General features: G+C 68.6%; 21 protein-coding genes and 1 tRNA gene. 8 read left to right on the plus strand and 14 right to left on the minus strand.

Annotated features, from left to right (window positions below; translation table 11 throughout):
- Positions 1 to 132 precede the first annotated feature (132 nt).
- From HNQ05_RS07965 to HNQ05_RS07980, 4 genes are all read left to right on the plus strand, one after another.
- Positions 133 to 891, plus strand: a complete 759-nt coding sequence (locus HNQ05_RS07965) for a 50S ribosomal protein L11 methyltransferase (protein ID WP_147144927.1) — start codon at positions 133 to 135, stop codon at positions 889 to 891.
- Positions 888 to 1,589, plus strand: coding sequence for a 16S rRNA (uracil(1498)-N(3))-methyltransferase (locus HNQ05_RS07970; RefSeq protein WP_147144928.1), 702 nt, complete (start codon positions 888 to 890; stop codon positions 1,587 to 1,589). Before HNQ05_RS07965 ends, HNQ05_RS07970 begins: the two co-directional genes overlap by 4 nt.
- A 143-nt stretch (positions 1,590 to 1,732) precedes the next feature.
- Positions 1,733 to 3,955, plus strand: a complete 2,223-nt coding sequence (locus HNQ05_RS07975; RefSeq protein WP_183677731.1) for a tetratricopeptide repeat protein — start codon at positions 1,733 to 1,735, stop codon at positions 3,953 to 3,955.
- A 57-nt stretch (positions 3,956 to 4,012) separates the two neighbouring features.
- On the plus strand, positions 4,013 to 4,420 hold the full coding sequence (locus tag HNQ05_RS07980) for a hypothetical protein (RefSeq protein WP_147144932.1): 408 nt from the start codon (positions 4,013 to 4,015) through the stop codon (positions 4,418 to 4,420).
- Here HNQ05_RS07980 and HNQ05_RS07985 read toward each other — a convergent pair.
- From HNQ05_RS07985 to HNQ05_RS08015, 7 genes are all read right to left on the minus strand, one after another.
- Complete coding sequence (locus tag HNQ05_RS07985; RefSeq protein ID WP_147144934.1) at positions 4,359 to 5,273, minus strand: AEC family transporter; 915 nt, start codon at positions 5,271 to 5,273, stop codon at positions 4,359 to 4,361. The genes HNQ05_RS07980 and HNQ05_RS07985 overlap by 62 nt on opposite strands.
- Positions 5,274 to 5,275: 2 nt before the next feature.
- Positions 5,276 to 6,991: a ribonuclease J gene (locus HNQ05_RS07990; RefSeq protein ID WP_147144936.1), complete on the minus strand. Its 1,716-nt coding sequence runs from the start codon at positions 6,989 to 6,991 to the stop codon at positions 5,276 to 5,278.
- Positions 6,992 to 7,048: 57 nt separating this feature from the next.
- Positions 7,049 to 9,214 carry a polyribonucleotide nucleotidyltransferase gene (pnp, locus tag HNQ05_RS07995; protein ID WP_147144938.1) on the minus strand — a complete coding sequence of 722 codons (2,166 nt, stop codon included), beginning with the start codon at positions 9,212 to 9,214 and terminating at the stop codon, positions 7,049 to 7,051.
- 81 nt (positions 9,215 to 9,295) lie between these two features.
- A complete protein-coding gene (gene rpsO / locus HNQ05_RS08000) occupies positions 9,296 to 9,565 on the minus strand; it encodes a 30S ribosomal protein S15 (RefSeq protein ID WP_147144940.1) in 270 nt (89 codons plus the stop codon).
- Positions 9,566 to 9,718: 153 nt separating this feature from the next.
- Positions 9,719 to 11,404, minus strand: coding sequence for a b(o/a)3-type cytochrome-c oxidase subunit 1 (locus tag HNQ05_RS08005; RefSeq protein WP_147144942.1), 1,686 nt, complete (start codon positions 11,402 to 11,404; stop codon positions 9,719 to 9,721).
- Position 11,405: 1 nt separating this feature from the next.
- Positions 11,406 to 11,903, minus strand: a complete 498-nt coding sequence (locus HNQ05_RS08010; RefSeq protein ID WP_147144944.1) for a cytochrome c oxidase subunit II — start codon at positions 11,901 to 11,903, stop codon at positions 11,406 to 11,408.
- 2 nt (positions 11,904 to 11,905) lie between these two features.
- Entirely contained in the window at positions 11,906 to 12,016 is a 111-nt protein-coding gene (locus HNQ05_RS08015) for a cytochrome c oxidase subunit 2A (protein ID WP_013458305.1), read from the minus strand.
- A 117-nt stretch (positions 12,017 to 12,133) separates the two neighbouring features.
- Here HNQ05_RS08015 and polX point away from each other — a divergent pair, with 117 nt between their 5' ends.
- Positions 12,134 to 13,861, plus strand: coding sequence for a DNA polymerase/3'-5' exonuclease PolX (polX, locus tag HNQ05_RS08020; protein WP_147144946.1), 1,728 nt, complete (start codon positions 12,134 to 12,136; stop codon positions 13,859 to 13,861).
- On the opposite strand, the gene HNQ05_RS08025 is transcribed toward polX, so the two are convergent.
- The 6 genes from HNQ05_RS08025 to HNQ05_RS08050 form a co-directional block, all read right to left on the minus strand.
- A complete protein-coding gene (locus HNQ05_RS08025; RefSeq protein ID WP_147144948.1) occupies positions 13,858 to 14,706 on the minus strand; it encodes a CoA transferase in 849 nt (282 codons plus the stop codon). The genes polX and HNQ05_RS08025 overlap by 4 nt on opposite strands.
- A gap of 8 nt (positions 14,707 to 14,714) precedes the next feature.
- Positions 14,715 to 15,068: a tRNA-binding protein gene (locus HNQ05_RS08030; protein ID WP_147144949.1), complete on the minus strand. Its 354-nt coding sequence runs from the start codon at positions 15,066 to 15,068 to the stop codon at positions 14,715 to 14,717.
- A 66-nt stretch (positions 15,069 to 15,134) separates the two neighbouring features.
- Complete coding sequence (locus HNQ05_RS08035) at positions 15,135 to 16,301, minus strand: TolC family protein (protein WP_147144951.1); 1,167 nt, start codon at positions 16,299 to 16,301, stop codon at positions 15,135 to 15,137.
- Between the two features lie 4 nt (positions 16,302 to 16,305).
- A complete protein-coding gene (locus tag HNQ05_RS08040) occupies positions 16,306 to 16,905 on the minus strand; it encodes a hypothetical protein (protein WP_147144953.1) in 600 nt (199 codons plus the stop codon).
- A 75-nt stretch (positions 16,906 to 16,980) separates the two neighbouring features.
- Positions 16,981 to 17,298, minus strand: a complete 318-nt coding sequence (locus HNQ05_RS08045; RefSeq protein ID WP_147144955.1) for a hypothetical protein — start codon at positions 17,296 to 17,298, stop codon at positions 16,981 to 16,983.
- Between the two features lie 235 nt (positions 17,299 to 17,533).
- Positions 17,534 to 17,779, minus strand: a complete 246-nt coding sequence (locus HNQ05_RS08050; protein WP_147144957.1) for a hypothetical protein — start codon at positions 17,777 to 17,779, stop codon at positions 17,534 to 17,536.
- 21 nt (positions 17,780 to 17,800) lie between these two features.
- On the opposite strand from HNQ05_RS08050, the gene HNQ05_RS08055 reads away from it, so the two are divergent.
- Positions 17,801 to 18,076, plus strand: coding sequence for a hypothetical protein (locus tag HNQ05_RS08055; protein WP_147144959.1), 276 nt, complete (start codon positions 17,801 to 17,803; stop codon positions 18,074 to 18,076).
- A complete protein-coding gene (locus HNQ05_RS08060) occupies positions 18,064 to 18,483 on the plus strand; it encodes a DUF420 domain-containing protein (RefSeq protein WP_147144961.1) in 420 nt (139 codons plus the stop codon). Before HNQ05_RS08055 ends, HNQ05_RS08060 begins: the two co-directional genes overlap by 13 nt.
- Positions 18,484 to 18,532: 49 nt before the next feature.
- On the opposite strand, the gene HNQ05_RS08065 is transcribed toward HNQ05_RS08060, so the two are convergent.
- Positions 18,533 to 18,609: transfer RNA gene (locus HNQ05_RS08065), tRNA-Met, on the minus strand.
- A gap of 262 nt (positions 18,610 to 18,871) precedes the next feature.
- Between HNQ05_RS08065 and HNQ05_RS08070 the strand changes: the two genes are divergently transcribed.
- The gene (locus HNQ05_RS08070) at positions 18,872 to 20,284 is read left to right on the plus strand and encodes a tetratricopeptide repeat protein (RefSeq protein ID WP_246104064.1); all 1,413 of its coding nucleotides are present in this window, start codon (positions 18,872 to 18,874) and stop codon (positions 20,282 to 20,284) included.
- The last annotated feature ends 9 nt before the right edge of the window (positions 20,285 to 20,293 follow it).

Consider the following 20,293-nt stretch of genomic DNA (forward strand, 5'->3'; position numbering starts at 1 on the left):
AGAGCTTCCGCTTCCAACCTCAGTCCGGGGAGTCGCAGCTCGCAGCTCATGAAAAGCCGCGTTTTCTTGCCGCTCACCCACCTCCCACCTACCCCTTTCCACCTTCCACCTCCCGCCGTTTACAATGCCCCCATGCACGTCTTCGTTCTGAGGGGTGACTTCGAAGGGCTCGACGCCTACCTGCCGCTGCTTTTCGAGCTGGGTGCGCGCGGCCTCGAGGAAAGGCCCGGCGAGGTCTGGGCCTACTTCCCCGAGCGGGTGGAGCTGCCGTTGCCCGGCCGCTGGCAAGAGCTCCCCGACGAGGACTGGCTCGAAGCCTGGAAGCGCGACCTGAAGCCGGTGGCGGCGGGGCCGTTCGTGGTGCTGGCCCCCTGGCACGACTGGCAGGGCCCCGAGCGCCGCCTCGTGCTCGAGCCCGGCATGGCCTTTGGCACCGGACACCACGCCACCACCCGGATGGCGCTCGAGGCTCTGGCGGCCCAGCCGCTCGCGGGCCGCAGGGTGCTCGACGTGGGCACGGGCTCGGGCATCCTCGCCATCGCCGCCGCCCTGCTGGGCGCGGAGGTCCTGGGGGTGGACACCGACGCTTCCGTGATCCCGGTCGCCCGCGAGAACGCGCGCAAGAACGGCGTAGCCCCCGACTTCCGCGTCGGCAGCACGGAGGCAGCCCAACCGCCCTACGACGTGCTGGTGGCCAACCTCTACGCCGAGCTGCACGCCGAGCTGGCCCCCGCCTACGCCCGGCTGCTGGCGCCCGGGGGGCGGGCCCACCTGACGGGCGTCCTCGCGGAGCGGGCGCCGCTGGTGCGCCGGGCCCTGGAAGGGGCGGGCCTGCGCCCCGCAGGCGAGCGCCGCGAAGGGGAGTGGACGCTCCTCAGCTTCGAACGATGAGAAAGCCGCGCGTCTTCGTACCCCGGATCGACCCGGAGATCGTGCTGACCGGGCGGGAGGCCCACCACCTGCTGCACGTGCTGCGCGTTCGCCCGGGCCGCGAGGTCGTCGTCTTCGACGGCGCCGGGCTCGAGGCCGAGGCCCGGGTGCTGCGCGCCGGCGAGGGCGTGGTGCGGCTCGAAGCGGGTGAGCCCCGGGCGGTGCGGCGTGAGCCGCCGCTCACGCCGGTGCTCTACCTGGCGCTGCTCAAAGGGAACAAGCTCGCCGACGTGGTGCGCGCGGGCAGCGAGCTGGGGGTGGGCCGCTTCGTTTTGCTCGTAACCGAACGCGGCGTGCCGCGGGAGATGGGCCGGGCCAAGCTGGAGCGGCTGCGCCGGATTGCGGTCGAGGCCGCCAAGCAGTCGGGCCGCTCGCGGCTGCCCGAGGTGGCCCCGCCGGTGCCGCTGGCGGCGCTGAAGCCCGTGAGCTTCGGCCTCGTCGCCCATCCCGGCGCGGCGCACGCGCTCGCCGAGGTGGAATGGCCCGGGAGCGGGGAGGCGGCGCTCGCCAGCGGACCCGAGGGCGGCTTCACCGAGGCCGAGGTGGCGCAGCTGATCGGCCTGGGCTTCCGGCCCGTCGGCCTGGGTCCGCGCATCCTGCGGGCCGAGACCGCGCCGCTGGTGCTCGCTGCAGCGACTGCGGCGGCGCGAGGGATGTAAAGAACCAGCACACCAAAGCCGCAACAGGCAGCCTGTTGTGGGGCGCAGCCAGATAAATCGACCACGGTTCTATGTAGCCTTTAGTATTCTTCTTATATGACAGCTGCGAGGCTCGCAGGGTTGCAATTTGGTAGGGAGCCGCGTTGAACCCTAGAGAGCTGGCTAAGGCGTTCCCGCGCGTTTTGGTTGGTGCGCTGCTCAATAAGGCCGAGCAGTGGTTGGGTGAAGACGCCTTAGCGGCGCTCGACGTGGCAATCAGTTCACCTGATGGGTCATTTTTGGAAGGCTTAAGTGGTTGGCTACGGGCCGATGATGCCGAGCGGAAACTGCGTGCAGTGGCCCGGCAGGCCGAAGTATATGTCCGAGGGCAATGCAAAGATGACGAACTGCAGCAGGTATTCTCGCTGGGTTTCGCCGGTCTGCCTCAGGTACAAGATGCGCTGACCGAGCTGCCCCAACGAATGGGCACCGAGGCCATTCGGCATGAACTGGCCGCCGCCGTTGCGCGCGACTTTCCCAGATTGGAAAAGGCGCAAGTAATAAAGGCCAGCGAGTGCTACGCTCAGGCCCTTGAATATGCCCTGCTAACCCACAAAGACCTTGCTTTGCTGGTGATCGGCCGCGCGGTTTTTCAGATTAGGGCCCAGCAGAGCGAGGAGTTCGCCCGCGTTAATGAGAAGCTCGATGAAGTGCTCAAACTGCTGGGGCAGGGTCAAGTTCCAAGCGAAGCCGCGCTGGCGGTATTTCGGCAGGCTTTGGTTAACAACCGATTGCTGATAGATGGTGACGTCGAAAATAGCATGGTCATCGTGGGCAATAACAACGTCGTTCAGCTCTCCGGGCAATTGCTGAGCGAGCTGCGCAAAAGGGTTACTCTGCCCGGCGATTTGCCTTTAGGTTCGTACCTACCGCTGGCACGGAATACGATCTTTACCGGGCGCGAAAAAGAGTTGGCAGAGCTGGCCAGGGCGCTTTTGGAGGAAGGCGAAAATGCTGTGGTGCAACAAGCGGTAGCCGGAATGGGCGGAGTGGGGAAAACGCAACTGGCGGTGGAATTTGCTTATCGCTACGGTTACCGGCTGGCCGGCGTTCACTGGCTCGACCTGAGCGACCCCGAACAGCTGGACGAACAGATTGCCCGCAATGGCTTAGAGATGCGCCTCGACCCCTGGCCCGATAAGCAGCCCGAGCAGGTGTCGGCTACCCTGCACGCCTGGCGCGCTGATGGACCCCGCTTGTTGATTCTCGACAACTACGAAGACCCAGATAATGCAAATATGGTTTTAGGGCGACTGCATGGCGCCGAGCTGCGGCTGCTTATTACTACGCGTAGCAGGAACTGGCACGCCGGCCTGGGCCTCAAAACCCTGGCACTGGATGAGTTTTCGCCCGCTGAAAGCCTAGCCTTCTTGCGTCGTTGGTTGCCCGAGGCAAGAGCAAGGGATGACGAACTGGCCGAGCTGGCGGAGAGGCTGGGCCACTTGCCGCTGGCGCTGGAGCTGGCGGGCCGCTATTTGCATCGTCTCAAAACCAAAGCGGTGAGCGAGTATCTGAGCGAGTTGGAATGCGCCTTGGAACACCGCTCCATGAAGGGGTGGAAGCCGGGGCTGGGGAATCCCACCGGGCACGATCTGAGCTTGGCGCAAACATTCTCTCTTTCGTGGCAGCGGCTAGAAAGCGAGGTGGCGCGGCGGGTTTTGCTGGCAGCAGGCTACTGCGCGCCCGGCGAGCCTTTACCGCTGGAGGCACTGGAGGGTGTGGGCGGCAGCGCCGACGCGCTGCAGGAGGCGCTGGCTGATTTGCTGGGGTTGGGTTTGCTCAAAGAAGGCGAACCCCCGACGATACATCCGCTGGTGGCCGAGTTTGCGCGGGGACTGGACGAAGAAGGGGAGGTTTTGGCAGATTTCGCTGCGAAGATTGCCGACTTGGCCAATCGTCTGAACAGTGAGGCCGACCGCGCCGGCAACTATGCCCTTTTTGCCCCGCTCATTTCCCACGTGCGCGCGGTGGCCAGAGCGGTGGAAAAGAGGAAAATCGAAGACGAGCGGGTTATTGCTGCCGCAGCACAGTTGTGGAACAGCTTGGGTTACCACCTCAACGCCGTAGCAGAGTACAAAGGCGCCAAGGCCGCCTACGAGCGGGCGCTGGAAATACTCGAGGACCATCTGGGTGAGGACCATCCTAACGTGGCCACCTTAGTCAACAACCTGGGCTCCGTCCTCAAAGCCCTCGGCGACCTCCAAGGCGCCAAAGCCGCCTTCGAGCGGGCGCTGGAGATATTCGTAACATTCCTGCCACCCGACCATCCGCATATAAAAATCGTCCGCAACAACTTACGTTCCCTTGGCAATAGCGGGGCAAAGTAGCTACTGCCGCGGGGCGGTGCTCATTCAGGTCATCGCCACGGGGGTTAGCTTGACATGATGAGGCGCGCGTTCTTGCTGCTCTTGTTATTGCTTGGCGGCTGCCGTTACACCTTCTGGCCGCTGATCCCGCCCGAGGCGCCCTTTCCCGAGCGGGTGCAGGTGATGGGCCGGCTCGAGCCCGAAGGCGCGACGGCGCGGGCGGTCCTGCAGCTCAGGCGCTGGCCGGAGCCGAACTACCTGGAACTGCGCTGGTACCAAGGCGACACCCTCGTAGACGAACGCTCGATCTGGGTCGAGGTGCCGCAGCAGCTGGAGCTGACCTTTCCCTACGCGGAGGGGGAGCTTCACCGCTTGCTGATCGTCGTGGAAGGTCGGCCCCTGCTGCAGCTCGATCTGGGCGAGCCTAACCTACCCCCGCCGCCCGCAGCGCCCAGCCCAGCACCAGGGGCAGGGTCAGAAAGCTGATCAGCGTCGAGAGCACCACCACGCGCGCGGTCCGCGCGGCGTCGCCGCCAAACTCGGCGGCCATCAGGTAGGTGTTCACCGCCGCGGGCATGCCGCTGATGAGCACCAGCACCACCAGGTCCGCGCCCCCCAGCCCCAGCGCGCGGCCGATCCAGAACGCCACCACCGGACCGCCGAGCACCCGCAGCAGGCTGGCCAGCAGGTTGTAGGCGCCCACCCGGATGCGCGACTCGGCGATCTGCATGCCCAGCGCCAGCAGCAGCATGGGGATGGCGCCCTGGGCCAGCATGTGCACGCCTCCGCCCAGGTTGGCGGGGAGCCGGAGGTCCGCGGCGTTCGCGGCAAGGCCGAGCACCACCGCCCAGATGAGCGGCAGGCGCAGGGTCATGGCCAGCTGCTCGCGCAGGCTACCGCCATGGAAGAGGGCGGGACCGAAGCCGAAGAGCAGCACCGTGGCCACCACGAAGACGATCGTCGCGCGCTCGAGGCCTGCTTCACCCAGCGCGAAGAGGGCCACCGACAGGCCCATGTTGCCGGTGTTGGGGAAGGCCGTGGTCGCGGTCAGGCTCGCCCGCACCGCCGCGGGCAGGCCCAGCAACCGCCCCACCGCCCAGCCCGCGAGGGCGAAGGCCGCCGAGGCGAGGGCGAAGGCCGCGGCCAGCCGCAGCGCCCCCAGCGGTTCGGCGTCGGCGCGCCAGAGCTGGTCGAAGACCAGGAAGGGGACGAGGACGAAGAGGGTGAGCCGCGTCAGCGGCCCGCGGTCGAGCCGCAGGAGGCGCGCGGCGAGGTAGCCGGTGGCCACCATCAGCGCCACCGGCGCCACCGCCCCCAGCAGCACCCCCACCCCGCCCACGGTCAGGCCTCGAAGAGGATGGGGATCAGGATCGGGTCGCGGCCCGTCGCCTTGCGGATGAACTTCTTCGCGGGGTAGTAGACGTCGTCGCGGATCTGCTCGAGCGGCTTCTTCTCGCGCACGCCCTTCTGGATCGCCTCGAGGGCGACCCGGCGGATCTCGGCGTGCAGCCGCTGCCCCGCCTTGACGAAGCCGCGGCTCACCACCTCGACGACGGGCTGTTCGGAGACCAGCGCGGTCAGGATCACGATTCCGTCGGCGGCCATGTCCTGGCGCTCGGCGAGGATGTCGTCGGTGATGTCGCCCACCCCGAGGCCGTCCACGTAGAGCGCCCCCGCCTTGACGCGGCCCGTCTTCTTCAGGTCGTCGGCGGTCAGCTCCAGCACGTCGCCGTTTTCGGGCACGATCGTCTTCACCGGGGGCTTCGGCATCTTCTCGACCAGCCACTTGAAGTTGGTTTGGTGGCGCACCTCGCCGTGCCAGGGCACGAAGAACTTGGGCTGGACCAGGTTGTAGAGGAAGCGCAGCTCCTCGCGGCTGGCGTGGCCGGAGGCGTGCACCTTGTAAGCGGGCGGGTAGAGGACGCGCGCGCCCAGCTCGTAGAGCTTGTTGATCACCCGGTTGACGGCCTCCTCGTTACCGGGAATGGGGCTCGAGCTGAGGATCACGGTGTCCCCCTCGCCCACGCTCAGCTTGGCGTGGCGGCCGAAGGCGAGGCGGCTCAGCACCGCCATCGGCTGGCCCTGAGAGCCGGTGGCCAGCACCAGCACCTCGCGGTCGGGGATGTCCTTGATCTCGTCGGTGGTGTAGAGGCGGTCCTTCACCTCCAGGTAGCCCAGCTCGAGCGCGATCTTGGCGAACTTAAGCATGCTGCGGCCTTCCATCGCTACCTTGCGCCCGTGCCGCTCGGCGGCGCGGATCACCGACTGCACCCGGTGGATGTGCGAGGCGAAGGTGGTCACGAAGACGCGGCCCTCCGCCGCCCCGATGGCGGCGTCGAGCGCCACGGCCACCTCGGCCTCGCTGGGGGTGATGCCCGGGCGCTCGGCGTTGGTGGAGTCGGCGATCAGCAGCAGCACCCCTTCGGCGCCGGCCTGGGCCACCTTGGCCAGGTGGCTCACCTTGCCGTCCACCGGCGTGGGGTCGAGCTTGAAGTCGCCGGTGTGGACGACGTTGCCCACCGGGGTGCGGATGATCAGCCCCGAGTTGTCGGGGATCGAGTGGGTCATGCGGAAGAGGTCGACGGTGAAGTGGCGCCCGATCTTCAGCGTCTCGTCGGGGCTCACCACGTTGAGGTCGAACTCGCCCGGCTTGAGGCCGAACTCTTCGAGCTTGCCGCGCAACAGGCCCAGGGTCAGCTTGGCCCCGTAGAGGGGGATCTTGGGCAGCTGCGGCAGCAGGAAGGGCATGCCGCCGATGTGGTCTTCGTGGCCGTGGGTGAGCACCCAGCCCTTGATGAGCTTGGCGTTTTCGACCAGGTAGTCGATGCGGGGGATCAGGATGTCCACCCCGGGCATATGCTCCTCGGGGAAGGCGAGGCCGCCGTCGACGACGAGGATCTCGTCCTCGTAACGGAAGGCGGTGATGTTCTTGCCGATCTCGCCCATCCCTCCCAGGGGGACGATCTCGAGCTTACCGATGGAAAGGGGACCCTTGGGCTTGCGGCTGCGCGAGCGGCGCCGGCCGGGCTTGCGGGTGGGTTTGGCTTGTTCGTTCATGCGTTCTCCTAACGCGGCCGGGCCGCCCGGTGGGCGGCCGACCGATACCTGGCGGTGCTAGCGGCGGCGCGGTCCGCCCGAGCGGGGCGGGCGCCGCGGGGGGATCTTGCCCTCGAGCTCGGGGCGCACCAGGTCGACGCGGCCCTTCTCGTCGATGCGGTTCACCTTGACGGTGATCTTGTCGCCCACCTTGAGGTGGTCCTCCACCTTGTCGACGCGCTCCTCGGCGATCTGGCTGATGTGCAGGAGCCCCTCGGTTCCGGGGAAGAGCTGGATGAAGGCGCCGAAGTTGGTGGTGCGCACGACCACGCCCTCGTAGATCTCGCCCACCTTGGCCTCGCGGGTGAGGTTCTCGATGCGGGCCTTGGCCTCCTCGGCGGCGCCGCCCTCGGCCGAGTAGATGCGCACGGTGCCGTCCTCCTCGATGTCGATCGAGACGCCCAGCTCCTCGAGGGCGCGGATGTTCTTGCCGCCGGGGCCGATGACCGCGCCGATCTTGTCGACCGGGATCTTGAGCGCGAGGATCCGCGGCGCGAAGGGCTTGAGCTCTTTGCGCGGCTCCGGCAGGACCTTCTCCATCTGGTCGAGGATGGCCAGCCGCGCCGCCCGCGCCTGCTCCAGGGCGCGGCGCATCACCGCGGCGTCGAGTCCCTGCACCTTGATGTCCATCTGCAGCGCGGTCACGCCGTCGCGGGTGCCCGTCACCTTGAAGTCCATGTCGCCCAGGGCGTCCTCCATGCCCAAAATGTCGGTGAGCACCACCGGCTCGCCCTCCTCGGGCTTGACCAGCCCCATGGCGATGCCGGCGACCGGCTTCTTGATGGGCACGCCGGCGTCCATCAGCGCCAGGCAGCCGGCGCAGACGGTGGCCATCGAGCTGGAGCCGTTGGACTCGAGCACGTCGCCGACCACGCGGATGGTGTAGGGGAAGGCGTCCTTCTCGGGCAGCATCGGCTTGAGCGCCCGTTTGGCGAGGTTGCCGTGGCCCACCTCGCGCCGCGAGACGCCGCGCAGGCGCTTGACCTCGCCGGTCGAGTAGGGCGGGAAGTTGTAGTGGACCAGGAAGTCTTCCGACTCGTCCAGCCCCAGGTCGTCGATGATCTGCTCGTCGCGGCCGGTCCCCAGGGTGACGGTGCCCAGCACCTGGGTCTCGCCGCGGGTGAAGATCGCCGAGCCGTGCGAGCGCGGCAGCACGTCCACCTCGATCCAGATGGGGCGGATCTCCGCCGGCCCGCGGCCGTCGGCGCGCTTCTTCTCCTCGACGATCATGCGGCGCAGCTCGCGCTTGGTCACGTCGCCGAAGGCCTGCTTGTAGAGCGCGCGGCGGGCTTCGGCGTCTTCGTCCTCTTCGGGGACGATCTCGGCGATAAGGGCGTCGCGGAAGGCGTCCAGGGCCTCGGCCCGCTCGTGCTTGGAGGCGGTGAGCAGCACGTCTTTTAGTCCGCGCTCGATCGCGAGCCGGTAGAAGGCCTCGAGCTCCTCGTCGGAAAGCGTCGCCGGCGGGCTCCAGGCGAACTTGGGCTTGCCCAGCTGCTCGCGCATCTCCTGCTGCAGCGCGATCAACGGCTGCATCTCGCGGTGGGCGAAGTCGAGGGCTTCGACGAGCAGGTCCTCGCCGACCTCCTTGGCGCCGGCCTCGACCATGATGATCGCGTCCTTGGAGCCGGCGACGATCAGGTCGAGGTCGCTTTCGTCCAGCTGTTGCAGGGTGGGGTTGAGGACCAGTTCGCCGTTCACCCGGCCCACGCGCACGCTGGCGATGGGGCCGTCCCAGGGGACGTCCGAGAGCATCAGCGCCGCCGAGGCCGCCAGCGGCCCCAGCACATCGGGCGGGTTCTGCTGGTCGGCCGCCAGCACGGTCAGGATCACCTGGACCTCGTGGCGGAAGCCCTTGGGGAAGAGGGGGCGGATGGGGCGGTCGGTCATCCGCGCCGAAAGGATGGCCTTTTCACCGGGCCGCCCCTCGCGGCGCATGAAGGAGCCGGGGATCTTGCCGATGGCGTAGTGCCGCTCCTCGAACTCGACGGTGAGCGGCAGGAAGGGCATGTCGATGGGTTCCTTCGAGCCCTCGGCGGTGGCCATGACGATCGTCTCGCCGTAGCGCACCCAGACCGAGCCCGAGGCCTGGCGGGCGTACTTGCCGGTCTCGATGACGAGCTCGCGCCCGCCCAGCACGGCGCTGAAGCGGTGGGGTTGGGGGGTGTTTTCCGTAGCGATGGGCATACCTGTCACCTGTCTGCTTTCTTCGTTACGCGACAAAGCGGGACCGGAGCCCCGGTCCCGCCGTCGCTTTGTACGTCCAGTCTACTTCCTGAGGCCAAGTTTCTCAATCAGGCTCTTGTAGCGCTCGGCGTCTTCGCGCTCGAGGTACTTGAGCAGGCGCTTGCGCTGCCCCACCATCTTGAGCAGGCCGCGGTGCGAGTGGAAGTCGTGCTTGTGGGCGCGCAGGTGCTCCGAGAGGCGGTTGATGCGCTCGGTGAGGAGCGCCACCTGCACCTCGGTGGAGCCGGTGTCGCCGGGGAACTGGGCAAACTTCTCGATGATCGCCTGTTTTTCCGCTGTGGTTAGTGCCATCGTTTCCTCCGTCAGGCCGGGGAGCGCCGCAGCCCTCCCCGCCTCAAAGCAAACCCCAGCCTACACCCCGCGCCGGCGGTTGTCAAACCGCGCGCGCCGCAGCCAACCCAAAACCGCCCCGTACGGGGCGGTTTTGGGAGTATGGAAGACCGTTCACCACAAGCGCATGCCGGGGGCAGGCACCATGTGAATGAACAACTGCACCAGGGTGGGCATGTAGACGATCAGCACCAGGACCACGGCCGCGCCCCACCAGAAGAAGAGGCGGTCCATGACCTTGACGCCGTTCTTGCCTTCGGGGCCCGAGATGGCCTCGGCGAAGGGGATTTCGGGCACCTGGTCGGCGGGCAGGCGGCGGCGCGAGAAGAGGGTGGCGTAGAGGACGTAGAAGAGCTGCACCGCGGCGATGGTGAGCAGCACGCCGGCGATGGCGTTGAAGACCATGTAGAAGGCGGAGCTGGCGTAGATGCCGTCGTTGACGGCGCTCATCGCCGAGATGTGGGCACGCCGGGGCACCCCCTGCAGGCCCATCATGTGCATCCCGAAGGCCATGAACATCATGCCCACGAACCAGAGCCAGACGCCGGCGAGCGCGGTCCGCGGCGCGGCCAGGGGTTTGTGGGTGATGTGGGGGATGAGCCAGAAGGCGATGCCGAAGAAGGTGAGGGTCGAGGCGGTGGCCACCGGCAGGTGGAAGTGCCCCGGGATCCAGGTGGTGTTGTGCACCACGTAGTCGAGGGTGAAGCTGGCGTTCACGATGCCGCCGGCGCCGCCGAAGATGAAGGCGATGGCGCCGAGCAGCTGGGCGACGACGCTCGGGTTGTTCCAGGGCAGCGCCTTGATCCAGCCCAGCATCCCCTTGCCGCCGTTCGCGCGGCCGGCCAGCTCGAGCGAGGCGGCGATGGTGAAGGCCGTCATCAGGCTGGGCACGGCCACCATCATGGTCAGCACGGTGTGGACGCCCTTCCAGAAGGCGCTGATGCCGGGGTCGGCGAACTGGTGGTGGAAGCCTACGGGCGTCGAGAAGACGAGGAAGCCCAGGAAAGCCATGCGCGCCAGCGGGTCGGAGATCAGCTTGCCGCCGGCCTGGCGCGGCAGCAGGCCGTACCAGGAGACGTAGGCGGGCAGCAGCCAGAAGTAGACGATCGGGTGCCCCGACCACCAGAAGAGCGAGCGGGCCAGCAGCGGATCCACGCCCTTGATCCAGCCGAGCGACCAGGGGATGAGGAAGAAGACGGCCTCGACGACCAGGCCGATCGCGGCCAGGCCCCACATCATCCAGGTGGCCGTGGTCATAAAGGTGACCAGCGGGGTGGGCTTGCCGGGGTTCTGCTTCTTCCAGCGCACCCACATCTCCACCGAGAGGAAGACGCTCACCAGGCTGGAGACGATGATCAGCGCGGCGCCCACGTAGAAGGCCCAGTGGCCCTGCAGCGGCGGGTAGAAGGTGTAGAGCACGGTGGCGTTGTTGAGCAAGAGCGGCCAGGCGGCGAGCGCCAGACCGATCAGGGCGATCCACCAGGCGGCCCAGGCCACCGGCATGAGCGGGCGGACGTTCGAGTCGCGCGCTTGCAGGTAGAGGAGCGAGCCCTGGATGAAGAACTGGGTGAAGACGATGGCGTTGAGGACGCCGTGCAGCGTCAGGCCCTGGTAGTACGACTTGAAGAGGGGCTGGAGCGCGGGGTAGAGGTCGATGTCGGCGTAGTTGAAGATCTGGAAGGGCCCAAAGATGACGCCGATGGTGAGGGCGATGAAGCCCAGCACCATGAAGTAGAGCGACACCTTCTTTTCAGGATGGGTCGCGTAAATGTCTTCGGGGGAAGCGCTACGTACGGCCATGTTACTTGTCCTCCACGATGATCTTTCCGATCATGTCCTGGTGCCCGAGGCCGCAGTACTCGTTACAGATGACCAGGTACTCGCCGGCCTCGTTGAAGGTGTGCTCCACCTTGCCGACCTCACCGGGGATCACCTGGACGTTGACGTTGGTGCCGCGGATGTGGAACCCGTGCTGCACGTCGGGGCTGGTCACGTAAAAGACGACCTTGGCCCCCTTGGGAACGCGGATCTCGTTCGGCAGGAAGGTGAACGCCTGCGCCAGCACGTAGGCGGTGTAGACGTTGTCGCCGGTCTTCTCCACGCGGGGGTTGGCGAAGAGGCTGCCCTCGTTGCGGACCGTGGTGGGGTCGATGCGCTCGGCGGCGCTGGGCACGTAGAAGGCGAAGCCGGTCAGGGTGTAGCCGATGAAGATCAGGAAGACCACGATCATGACGAGCGCAAAGAGCAGCCAGCTGCGCTCGTAGCGCTCGATCGCGTGGATCAGTTTCTCGTTGTCCATGGCTAGCCCCTTTGGATGAAGAGGTAGAACACGCCACCCCAGAAGACGAGGATGGTGGCTACCAGTACGCCGATGACGAACATGGTTCCTGTGGGCCGTTCTTCATTGCTCATCTTGATACACCTCCGCAAGCACTGACTTAAGCGTACGAAGACGACGTAGGACGTTTGTCCCATTTTACGCTCATCTTCGCGTCGGGGCGGCGGGGACGCGCTAAAATGGAAACGGCCATGAAAAACGCCGAGATCGCCCGCATCTTCTCGGAGATCGCCGACATGCTCGACTTCCTGGGAGACTCGCCCTTCCGGGTGCGCGCCTACCGTTCGGCGGCGCGCTACCTGATGGACATGGAGGAGCCGATCGAGCGGGTGGCCGAGGGGGGCGAGAAGGCGCTCGACGAGCTGCCCTACATCGGCCACGACCTGGCGGCGAAGATCCTCGAATACCTCGAGACCGGTAAGGTCAGGAAGCACGAGGAGCTGAAGAAGCAGGTGCCGCCGGGGGTGCTCGAGGTGATGCGGGTGCCGGGCGTGGGGCCCAAGACCGCCAAGCTGCTCTACGACGAACTGGGGGTCGACTCGCTGGCTTCGTTCAAGGCGGCGCTCGAGGGCGGCCGCGTCCTGGAGCTGCCGGGCTTTGGCGAGAAGAAACGGGCGCGGCTGCTGCACAACCTCGAGCTCGTGGAGGCCGCGAGCCGCCGGCGTCCGCTGGGCGAGGTGCTCTGGGTGGCGCGCGCGCTCGTCGAGCGGCTCCAGCAGCTGCCCCAGGTGGAGCACGCCGCGCTCGCGGGTTCGGCACGGCGCTACAAGGAGACCGTGGGCGACCTCGACCTGCTCGCCGCCAGCCGCCGCGGCCGTGCGGTCACCGACGCCTTCGTGCGCTTCCCCGAGGTGGACGAGGTGCTGCTGGCCGGGGCCAGCCGCGCCACCGTCTTCCTCAAGACGGGCCTGCAGGTAGACCTGAAGATCGTCGAGCCCGACGCCTGGGGCTCGGGGCTGCAGTACTTCACCGGCAGCAAGGACCACTCGATCCACCTGCGCACGATGGCCCTGGACCGGGGCCTCAAGATCAACGAGTACGGCGTCTGGGAGGGGGCCAGGCGCATCGCCGGCAAGACCGAGGAGGAGGTCTACGCCGCGCTGGGGCTGCCCTGGATTCCGCCGCCGCTGCGCGAGGACCGGGGCGAGATCGAAGCGGCCCGGGAGGGGCGGCTCCCCGAGCTGGTGCGGCTCGAGCAGATCCGCGGCGACCTACAGGTGCACTCGACCTGGTCCGACGGCAAGGCCACCCTCGAGGAGCTGGCTGCCGCGGCGGCCGAACGGGGGTACGCCTACCTGGCCGTCACCGATCACTCGCCGGCGGTGCGGGTGGCCGGCGGGGTGCCGCCGGAGAAGGTCGCCGAGCGCATCGCCGCGATCCGCGCGGTCAACGAGAAGACGGGCGGCCGGCCGTACCTGCTCGCGGGGGCCGAGGTGGACGTCCTTCCCGACGGCACCCTCGACTACCCCGACGATGTGCTGGCCCAGCTGGAAATCGTCCTCGTCGCCGTCCACGCCCACTTCAAGCTGAGCCGCAAGCAGCAGACCGAGCGCCTCCTGGGGGCGCTCGAGAACCCCTACGTGCACGTGCTCGCCCACCCCACGGCCCGCCACCTGGGCAAGCGCGACCCCATCGAGGCCGACTGGGAGAAGATCTTCGAGCGCGCCCGCGCGCTCGGCAAGGCCGTGGAGATCGACGGCTACTACGCCCGGCTCGACCTTCCCGACGTGCTGGCGCGGCGCGCCGGCGAGCTGGGGCTTTCGGTCAGCCTCTCCACCGACGCCCACGCGATCGATCACCTGCGCTACATGGAGCTCGCGGTGGGCACGGCGCAGCGGGCCTGGCTGGGGCCGGACCGGATCCTTAACACCCGAAGCCTGAAGGAACTCCGCAGCTGGCTCGCCGACGTACGCGGCTAGCCGCGCCGCCAGGGCGGCTCCAGCGGCGCCGCCCGGTAGGGGCGGACGGCCCGCAGCGGCAGACCGTGCTCGCGCCCCCAGGCCTCCCAGGCCTCGGCGTCGCGGCTGAGGAAGAAGGCCTCGAGCTCGCGCGCGAGCACGGCCTCGTCCGCGGCCGTGCCGCGGACGGCGGTCCAGTCGGGCCGGCCGGCGGCCTCGCAGAAGCGGGTCCAGAGGTGCGGCTCGAGCGCCGCCAGCGCCACCCGCCCGGAGGCGGCCGGGTAGACCCGGTAGGCGGGGTTCGAGCCGTCCAGTCCCGGGATCGGCGGGTAGCCGAAGAAGCCCGCCGCCTCGCTCAGGTAAACCTCGTAGAAGCCCCCGCCCCGGCGCAACCCCTCGAGCGCCGCCAGCGCCGCCCACAACGCGCCGCTGGCGTCGGCGAGCTGGGCGTGCGGCCAGGCCCCCGCGAGCCGGTCGAGCAGCCCCGAGGCGGCCAGGTAGGTGAGGTCGTGCCCGGGGGCGGCGGGGTCGTCGCGGTGGCCGGCGAGCCGCACGTAGACGAGGCGGGGGTTGTGCTCGCGCAGCACCGGGTAGCCCAGCCCCAGCCGCTCCATCACCCCGGCGCGGTTCGACTCGAGCAGGACCGCCGCCTCCCGCACGAGCCCGAGCAGCTCTTCGCGGCCGCGCGGGCTCTTGAGGTCGAGGGTGACGGCGGCCTTGCCCGCGTTCAGCCAGGCATGGGTCCGGGGCTGCCAGCGCGCCAGGTCGTCGCCCGCCGGCGGCAGGACCCGCAGCACCTCGAAGCCCAGGCGCTCGAGCACCCGGCCCGCCAGCGGACCCGGCAGCAGCCGCGTAAGGTCGAGCACCCGCGCGCTCAATAGACCCGACCCCCCGGCGGCACCTCGCGTTCCACCGCCAGCAGCACGACCCGGCCTTCGGCGTCGGGCACCCCCAACACCAGCACCTCGGAGGTAAACCCGGCCACCCGGCGCGGGCCCAGGTTGACGGCCGCGACCACGGTCCGCCCTTCCAGGTCCTCGGGGCGGTAGAGCTCGGTGAGCTGGGCGCTGGAGGTCTTCACGCCGAGCGGGCCGAAGTCGATCCAGAGGCGGAAGGCGGGGACGCGGGCGCGGTCGTGGACCTCCGCGCGCACGATCCGGCCGACGCGCAGGTCCAACAGCGACCAGGCCTGCAGTGCGTTCGTGGAGCCGGGGTTCGGCTTTTCCATCCCCCTCATCGTAGTACGCTCCCCCCGCCGGAATCCGGCGGGGGGAGCGCGTCACGGAAGGTGGCGTCAACGCGCAGGGCGCTGCAGTTCCCAGCCCGCGTCCACGTAGTCGAGGTAGTTGTAGACCTTGCGCAGGTAGCCGGTCCAGAGGTCCGCCAGCCGCATCCGCAGCTCGAGGCGCTGCAGCTCCAGCTCGCCCGCGGCCGCTTCGTCCGCCCCGCTGCGCGCCGCCGCCAGTTTTGCCTCGACGCCGCGAAGCTCCTCGAGGGCGAGCCGCACCCGCCGCTCGGCGAACTCGGCGGTCTGGCGGTAACGCTGCCGCTTCGTCTCCACGCGCGAGGGGGTCTGCGCGAACCGCTCGCGGCGTTGCTGCAGCTCGAGCTGCGCCCTGCGCACCGCCGTGTAGGCCGTCGCGTCCAGGGGCACGGTGAGGCCGAGCTCGAAGCCGTACTCCCAGCTTCCCGTCCCCGTTCCCGGCGTCTTGACCACGAGCTGGGTCGAGGGGCCGCGGCTGGAGGCGGAGACCTGGAAGCGGCCGCTCTCGTGGCCCACCCCCGCCCAGACCGACAGGTCGGGGGCGAAGCCGGCCCAGATGCGCCGGAGCTTGTAACGGGCGCGCTGCAGTGCGTAGAGGTCGCGCCGGTAATCGGGCACGTCTTCGAGCGGCACCTCGGGCAGCCGGAAGAGCACGGGGGCGGCCGCGGGGGGACCCTGCAGGCCGTAGGCGGCGGCCTCCTGCTGGGCCAGCTCGAACTGCGCCCGCGCTTCTTCGTAGTCGATCTCGGCCCTGGGGTCTTCCTTGCCCGCCGCCCGCGCCTGTTCCCGCAGCCGTTCGCTGAGCTGGAGCCGGGCGTGGCTCTTGTACAGCTCGGCGTAGGCCACGAGCGCGTCGAAGACGGCGCGGCGCAGGCTGCGGTGCACCGCGCGCTCGGCGTTCTCCAGGGCCTGCTTGCGGCTGAGCAGCTGTTCCGGGGCGTACGACCAGCCCAGGGAGCCGCTCGCGCTGTAGACCCCTCCCTGCTGGACCTTGGCCTTGAGCTGTCCCGAGACCCCCACCTGCGCCGCGAGGTAGTCGATCCGGGCCAGGACCGCCTGCTCCACGAGCAGGTCGTGGTCGGGCGGGCGGTAGCCGAACGCGTCCTCCGGCGTGGCCGCCCGGGCCCCGCCGAGCGCGACCGCCGCGGCCAGGACGCACGCCAGGGCCAGACCGGTCAGGCGGATGGGGTGGCGCATCGCATCACTCCTCTCCAGACGGAGGCAACGGGTACGACTCGACGGAGACCTCGCCGTCCTCCTTGAACGCGTGGCAGCGGATGCAGCCGTCTTGGAAATGCTGGGGGAAGAGCTCCGAACGCATGAGGTGGAGCCGGTGCAGCAGGGGCGCCAGCTTCAGCTTCCCCTGGTGGCAGAGGGCGCAGTCGCGCGGGACCTCCTTGATGATGCCCAGCTCGAAGACCGGGGGGTGCCCCATGCGCTCGCTCAGCGCCGCGATGGCCCTGGGCAGGGGGAACCCACCGAGGGCGTGGCAGCCCACGCAGCTGTTCGGCTCGACCTGCTGCTCGAGCGTTTCCGGATAGGCGTGGCAATCGCGGCAAAGCAACGCGGGACCGCGGCCGTGCGGGCGGGTCTCGAAGGCCGCCACGTCGGCGTCGCTGGCGCGGGTGGAGGGGTGGGGACCGTGGCACTGGAAGCAACCCAACGCGGGCGCGGCGACGTGCGCCTGCTGCACCTCGGCCGGGGAGACGGTGTCCACGACGGGGCCGTCGGACTGCGCCAGCACCGCGACGAGGGCGCCGACGAGCAGGCCGACCAGCCACCAAGACGTTCTTCTAATCACGCTCTCAACCCCCTTGAGCTGCGGGCAGGAAGGGAAGCCCCCTCCTGCCCGGCGACGATGGCCGTACGGATCGGGCTACTGGTTCTTCCAGGTGCCCGGATCGCCGGTCTTGAAGCCCGCTGACACCTCGTGGCAGACGAAGCAGGGAATGGTGTCCGCGTCGGGCGGGGGTGTCGACTGGTAGGTCCCGGGCTCGGGGTGGTTGCCGTGGCAGTCGCTGCACTCGAGCGTGGGCGCCGAACCCGCGGGCGGGTGGTCGCCGCCGCCCATCTGCGCGAGGGCCGTACCGGGAAGCCGGACGTTCGGCAGCAGACCCGACAGGGCCAGCAGACCGATCCCCAGTCCAATACCGAAGACCACCACCATCGTCAGTTTTGCGAGCGATCGAATCATCTGCGGCTCCTTTCATGAAAGCCTGAATTTCCAGTTCAATAGCCCACCGCTTGGATGTGAGGCCTGGCCGTGCAGGAAACGTCCTGTTCCAGCGTTCTCACCTCCCGCTTATCTACCCTTGCGTCCATAATACTAAAGGGTATGTACAACCGTTCATAGGTATGTATGTCCTCAGAATGTTGAGGAGGCGTTTGCGAGAATAACCCGTACTAGAAAGGCGTACCCGGCTCCGGCCTCAGGCCCCCGGCTCGTGCGGGGGGACGAACGACCCGGACTCCAGCCCCGCGAGCAGATGCCGCGCTTCGGCGCACGCCTGCTCGAGCAGGCGGTCCAGGCGCTCGTCTTCCAGGAAGACGGCCCGCGCCGCGAGCTTTTGCAGGGCGGCCGCCGGGGGCCACGCCTCGAGGGCTTCGGCCAGCTCCGACAGCGCAAGCGCCTCCGGGTCGTCGAGAAAGGCGATCAGGGCTTCTTTTGCGTCCATGACCCCATGGTAGTATGACGCGTGTTCGAGCACGACGACCGCCGGCGGCAGGCCCTCGCCGCCGCCCCGCCCGAGGAGCTGCGCCGCCAGCTGGAACGCCTGATCGAGGAGCCTCCCTCGAAACCGCGCGACGGAATCCTCGCCTTCGTCTACCTGACCCTGGCGCAACGCCTCGAGGGCGGCGAGGCCGAGCGCTGTTTCGTGGCCGGCTACAGCTACGCCCGAACCAGCCGCGACCCCCAGGCCAGGCCGCTCGCCGAGAGGCTGCGGGAGGAGTTTCCGGCGTGGCGTCGCTAGGCGCCTGGGCCGCCGCGGCCATCCTCGCCAGCGGGGTGCTGGTGGTCGTGGGCGTGGGGATGATCCGCAGCGGCCGCCGCGACCTGCACCCCAAGGCGATGCTTGCGGCGATCCTGCTGGCGGCCGTTTTTCTCGTCCTCTACCTGATCAAGTGGTCCTTCGTGGGGGCCACCCACTACGGGGGCCCCGCCTGGGGTCGGGTGCCCTACCTGGCGCTGCTGCTCACCCACACCGTCGCCGCGACGCTGAACCTGCCGCTGGTGCTGGTCGCGGTCTACTGGGCGCTACGGGGCGAGCTGGCGCGCCACCGCGTCTGGGTCCGCTGGGCGGTTCCGGTCTGGCTCTACGCCGCGCTCAGCGGCTGGCTGATCTACCTGGTGCTCGCCCGCTACGGCGTGCCCGCCTGAGCCGCTAAACGAAGAAAGCGCCGTGCCTGGTGGCACGGCGCTCGGGTTTTGGTTGCGGGGGCAGGATTTGAACCTGCGACCTTCGGGTTATGAGCCCGACGAGCTACCAGACTGCTCCACCCCGCGTCGCCATCGATTAATTTAACAAAGGTGCGCAGGGCTGTCAAGCGAGGTTCGCGGCCCGATCGCTCCCCCGGCGGCGCCGGGCCCGGGGTAAAGGTGCCGATTTTCTTGTGACGGAAGTGAAGATCCTGATAGAATAGCGCAAAGAATGTCGGTACCGGGAGGAAGTCGTCTTATGAAACCAACGTGGATCATCCTACTGCTTCTCGGGAGTTGGTTCGCCTATGCGCAAACCACCCCGTCCGCCAGTCCCGATCCAGCGGCTTTGGAGGAGCAGCTGAAAAGCCAGCCGGGGGACCTGCCCACCATGGTCGCGCTGGGGCGCGCCTACCTGGACGTGGGCCGCTACGACGACGCGGCGCGGGTCTTCGAGGACGTGCTGGCGCTCGACTATCAAAACTTCCAGGCCCACTTCGGCCTCGGCCTCGCGCTCTACCGCAAGGGCGACCTGCGCGGTGCGCTCTTCGAGTTCGACCAGGTGACCCGACTCTTCCCGGACCGCTACGAAGGTTGGTACAACCTGGCCGTCGCCTACGCCGACCTGGGCCGCTGGGAGGAGGCCTCGGCGGCGTTCAAGAAGGCCCTGGCCCTCGGCGAGGAACAGAACCTTTCCCCCGAGGTGCTGCGGCCCGCCTACCTGGGCCTGGCCTCGTCGCTGCGCAAGCTCGGCTCCCCCGAGGAAGCCGCCGCGGTCCTGATCGAGGCGTTGGGGAAGGTGGGCGAGGACGAGGAGCTGCTCTACCAGGTGGCCGACAACCTGGCGATGGCCGGGAAGCCCAAGGAGGCCATCCCCTACCTGTACAAGGTGCTCAACCGCGACCGCGGGCACGTGGCGGCGGTTAGCCTGCTGGCCGACATCTTCGTGGGGCAGGGCCTCACCGAGCGTGCGCTGCGCGAGCTGGACCGCTCGCTGCAGGCCGTGGACGACCCCGCGGTGCGGGCCAACCTGCTGCTCAAGAAAGCCATGATCCTCAAGCCGACGGATCCGGACAAGGCCTCGCAGCTGCTGCAGGAGGCGACCCGTCTCGACTCGCGCCTCTGGCAGGCCCACTACGACCTGGGCACCCATTGGCTGCGCGCCGGGGACGCGGACCGCGCCCTGGTGGCCTTTCAGAAGGCCTACAGCGTGAAGCCCGACGAGCCGCGCATCCTCGTGGGCCTGGCCGCGGCCTACTTCCAGAAGAAGGACTACAAGCAGGCCTCGCGCTACGCCAAGCTGGCCGCGGCCGCCGCCCAGGGCGACGTGCGGGCGGACGCGCTGCTGGTCGGGGGCAAGAGCGCGTACCGCCTCGGCCGTTACGGCGAGGCGCGGGCGCTGCTGCTGCAGGCCGTGGACCTGATCCCCGACCGCGCCGAGGCCTGGTTGTGGTTGGGGCTGGCGGCCTACGCGCTGCAGGACCTGGACACCGCGGTGCCCGCGCTCGAGCGGGCGGTGCAGCTCAACCCCTCGCCGGTGGCCCGCCTCAACCTGGGGGCGGCGTACCTGGCGGCGAAGCGTTTCAGCGACGCCGAGCAGGTGCTTACCCAGGTGGTCCTGGAAGACCCCAACAACGCCGAGGCTTGGTACAACCTGGGCTGGGCGCTCAAGGCGCTGGCGCGCGAGTCGGAGGCCCAGCGCGCCTGGAAGCGGGCCCTGGAGCTGGGTTTCGAGCCCGCACGCAGCCTCATCAAGAAATGAGCTCGTCAA

Origin of the sequence: Oceanithermus desulfurans (assembly GCF_014201675.1) — a bacterium.
Classification (GTDB): Bacteria; Deinococcota; Deinococci; order Deinococcales; family Marinithermaceae; genus Oceanithermus; species Oceanithermus desulfurans.

Excerpts from the sequence above, each read along its gene's own strand:
- HNQ05_RS08010 (WP_147144944.1), bottom strand. The coding sequence starts at position 11,903 with ATGGACAACGAGAAACTGATCCACGCGATCGAGCGCTACGAGCGCAGC.
- HNQ05_RS08005 (WP_147144942.1), bottom strand. The coding sequence starts at position 11,404 with ATGGCCGTACGTAGCGCTTCCCCCGAAGACATTTACGCGACCCATCCT.
- HNQ05_RS08035 (WP_147144951.1), bottom strand. The coding sequence starts at position 16,301 with ATGCGCCACCCCATCCGCCTGACCGGTCTGGCCCTGGCGTGCGTCCTG.
- HNQ05_RS07980 (WP_147144932.1), top strand. The coding sequence starts at position 4,013 with ATGAGGCGCGCGTTCTTGCTGCTCTTGTTATTGCTTGGCGGCTGCCGT.
- HNQ05_RS08050 (WP_147144957.1), bottom strand. The coding sequence starts at position 17,779 with ATGGACGCAAAAGAAGCCCTGATCGCCTTTCTCGACGACCCGGAGGCG.
- HNQ05_RS07965 (WP_147144927.1), top strand. The coding sequence starts at position 133 with ATGCACGTCTTCGTTCTGAGGGGTGACTTCGAAGGGCTCGACGCCTAC.
- HNQ05_RS07990 (WP_147144936.1), bottom strand. The coding sequence starts at position 6,991 with ATGAACGAACAAGCCAAACCCACCCGCAAGCCCGGCCGGCGCCGCTCG.
- HNQ05_RS08015 (WP_013458305.1), bottom strand. The coding sequence starts at position 12,016 with ATGAGCAATGAAGAACGGCCCACAGGAACCATGTTCGTCATCGGCGTA.
- polX (WP_147144946.1), top strand. The coding sequence starts at position 12,134 with ATGAAAAACGCCGAGATCGCCCGCATCTTCTCGGAGATCGCCGACATG.
- HNQ05_RS08045 (WP_147144955.1), bottom strand. The coding sequence starts at position 17,298 with ATGATTCGATCGCTCGCAAAACTGACGATGGTGGTGGTCTTCGGTATT.
- HNQ05_RS07970 (WP_147144928.1), top strand. The coding sequence starts at position 888 with ATGAGAAAGCCGCGCGTCTTCGTACCCCGGATCGACCCGGAGATCGTG.
- pnp (WP_147144938.1), bottom strand. The coding sequence starts at position 9,214 with ATGCCCATCGCTACGGAAAACACCCCCCAACCCCACCGCTTCAGCGCC.
- rpsO (WP_147144940.1), bottom strand. The coding sequence starts at position 9,565 with ATGGCACTAACCACAGCGGAAAAACAGGCGATCATCGAGAAGTTTGCC.
- HNQ05_RS08030 (WP_147144949.1), bottom strand. The coding sequence starts at position 15,068 with ATGGAAAAGCCGAACCCCGGCTCCACGAACGCACTGCAGGCCTGGTCG.